The 1,134-nt window shown below is 44.7% G+C and carries 1 protein-coding gene; it reads left to right on the top strand.

Features of this window, described 5'->3' with window-relative positions:
* Nucleotides 1-22: 22 nt before the first annotated feature.
* A partial coding sequence (gene potA, locus R7Q47_RS25880) for a spermidine/putrescine ABC transporter ATP-binding protein PotA (RefSeq protein WP_318090214.1) occupies nt 23-1,134 on the top strand: 1,112 nt, incomplete at its 3' end.

Below are 1,134 nucleotides of genomic sequence, written 5' to 3'. Positions count from 1 at the left end.
TTGGCGTAAACCCAATTTTAACGTGGGAGAAATACAGACGTTGAACGCTAAACAGCAAGCAGGAAAGCCAGTTATTCGTTTATCTGGTATCAGCAAAAGTTTCGATGGAAAGGAAATCATCGGCAATTTAACTCTTGATGTTAATCATGGTGAGTTTCTGACGATTCTTGGTCCATCTGGTTGTGGTAAAACGACGGTTTTACGCATGATCGCTGGTTTCGAAACGGCAGATAACGGTCAAATCGTATTAGATGACCAAGATGTAACGCAAGTTCCTGCAGAGCATAGGCACGTCAACACGGTATTTCAGAGTTACGCATTATTCCCTCACATGACCGTATTCGATAATGTGGCATTTGGCCTACGCATGCAAAAAACGCCTGCGGCAGAAATCGAACCACGCGTAATGGAAGCGCTACGTATGGTCCGTCTAGAAAAAATGGCGCAGCGTAAGCCGCACCAACTTTCTGGTGGTCAGCAACAACGTATCGCAATCGCGCGTGCGGTTGTAAATAAGCCAAAAGTACTGCTACTTGATGAATCGCTTTCTGCTCTTGATTACAAACTTCGTAAACAAATGCAGATTGAGTTGAAACAACTTCAGCGTCAACTTGGTATTACCTTTATCTTTGTTACTCACGATCAGGAAGAAGCTCTATCGATGTCTGACCGCATTATCGTTATGCGCGATGGCGTTATCGAACAAGATGGCTCACCACGTGAAATTTACGAAGAACCTAAAAACTTGTTTGTTGCTCGCTTTATCGGCGAGATTAATGTCTTCAACGCAACAATGCTTGAACGCATTGATGAAAAACGCATCCGTGCGGAAATCGAAGGTGTTGAGTCTGTCGTTTACTACGACAAAGAAGCACAAGCAGGTGACAAACTACAAGTGCTGCTTCGCCCTGAAGACTTACGTATCGAAGAGATCAAAGAGTCTGAAGAAAAAGGCATTGTTGGTCACGTCACTGAACGTACCTATAAAGGTATGACGCTAGACTCTGTTGTCCAACTGGACTCAGGCATGCGCGTGATGGTTAGCGAGTTCTTTAACGAAGATGATCCAGATGTGGACCACTCTCTCGGCCAAAAAGTCGCTATCACTTGGGTTGAGAGCTGGGAGGTAGTACT

The organism is Vibrio sp. Vb0349 (assembly GCF_033338975.1).
The sequence above is the reverse complement of the archived record's forward strand: the minus strand, read 5'-3'. Positions and strand labels throughout refer to the sequence as shown.